At 31.1% G+C, this 1,948-nt stretch carries 1 protein-coding gene; it reads right to left on the bottom strand.

Annotated elements, in window-relative coordinates; translation table 11 throughout:
* Window positions 1–31: 31 nt before the first annotated feature.
* Window positions 32–1,948 (bottom strand): elongation factor G (fusA, locus tag AB6A63_RS02010; RefSeq protein ID WP_370431021.1); only part of this gene is annotated, 1,917 nt, incomplete at its 5' end.

Genomic DNA, 1,948 nt, shown 5'->3' with positions numbered 1-1,948 from the left:
TTTATTATAATTTTTTTTATTTTTAAAAATATTAAACACGTTCTTTTATTATTTTATCTGTAATATTTTTAGGTGTTTTTGAATATTTAGCAAATTGCATAACAAAACTTGCTCTTCCTTGAGTATTAGAACGTAAATCAGTAGCATATCCAAACATTTCAGATAAAGGAACTAAACATTTAATAACAATGGTATTACCACGATTTGCTTGTGTTTCTAATTTTCCTCTTCTAGATACTAAATTACCGATAACGTTACCGACATACTCATTAGGAGTAACAACTTCTACATTCATAATAGGTTCTAAAAGAATTAAACCCCCATTATGTTTTGTTTCTTTTAATGCAATAGAAGCAGCAATTTTGAAAGCAATTTCTGATGAATCGACATCATGGTAAGAACCATCAAATAAAATAGCTTTGACATCTATAAAAGGATAACCAGCTACAATACCATTACTTAAAGATTCTTCTAAACCTTTTTTAACAGCCGGTATATATTCACGAGGAATAATACCACCTACAATTTTGTTTACAAATTCGAATCCTTTACCTTCGTTAGGCTCAAAACGAATCCAAACATGGCCATATTGACCACGTCCACCGGATTGACGAATAAATTTGCCTTCTGTTTCAACAGCTTTTGTTAAAGTCTCTCTGTAAGAAACTTGTGGTTGAGCTACATTAGCTTGTATTTGAAATTCTCTTCTTAAACGATCAATAATAATATCAAGATGCAATTCACCCATTCCGGCAATAATTGTTTGTCCTGTTTCGTTATCGATATGAACTTTAAAAGTCGGATCTTCTTCAGCTAATTTACCTAAAGCAACAGCAATTTTATCTTGATCATTTTTAGTTTTAGGTTCGACTGCGATTTCTATAACTGGCTCAGGAAAATTCATAGATTCTAAAATAATAGAATCATTATCTAAAGCTAAAGTGTTTCCTGTAGTAGTATTTTTTAATCCTACAACAGCGACGATATCTCCAGCTTTGGCTTCTTGAATTTCTTCTCTAGTATTAGCATGCATTTGTAATAAACGTCCTACACGCTCTTTAATATTTTTAGAAGTATTTTTAATATAAGTTCCTGTTTTCAAAACACCAGAATAAATTCTTACAAAAGTTAAACGACCTACAAAAGGATCAGTCATAATTTTGAATGCTAAAGCTGTAAAAGGTTCATCATCAAAAGGTTTACGAATTATTTTGTTCTCATTGGCATCTACACCTGTTACAGGTGGAACATCTAAAGGAGAAGGAAGAAAATCAATCATAGCATCTAAAATTTTCAAAACACCTTTATTTTTAAAAGCAGTACCACATAATACAGGAAAAAAAGAAACGTTTAAAGTAACTCTTCTAATGATTGTTTTTAAAGTCTCAGCACTAACTTCTTGACCAGCAAAAAACATATTCATTAAATCATCATCGAACTCAGATAAAGTTTCGACTAATTCTTGTCTTTTTTGTTTAGCTATTGCTAATAAATTTTCAGGAATTTCAATAAATTTACCGCTTTCTGAAACAGAATTAGGATCATATTGAAAAGCTGTCATTTCTAATAAATCAATAATACCAGTAAAATCATTTTCTTTTCCAATTGGCCATTGAATAGCAGCTGTTTTAACGCCTAATCTTTGTTTTAAAGTATTAATTGCGTTTTCAAAATCTGCTCCTATTTTATCCATTTTGTTAACAAAAACAATTCTCGGAACTTTATATTCAGTAGCTTGACGCCAAACGGTTTCTGTTTGTGGTTCTACACCGGCTTGCGCATCAATAACTGCAATCGCACCGTCTAAAACTCTTAAAGAACGAGAAACTTCAACTGTAAAATCTACGTGCCCTGGTGTATCAATAATTTGAATTTTATGATCTTTCCAAAAAACAGTAGTAGCTGCTGAAGTAATTGTAATACCTCTTTCTTGTTCTTGTTCCATCCA

The sequence above is a fragment of the 'Camptotheca acuminata' phytoplasma genome (genome assembly GCF_041276565.1).
Taxonomy (GTDB): domain Bacteria; phylum Bacillota_I; class Bacilli_A; order Acholeplasmatales; family Acholeplasmataceae; genus Phytoplasma.
This window is presented reverse-complemented; position numbering and strand designations above follow the sequence as displayed.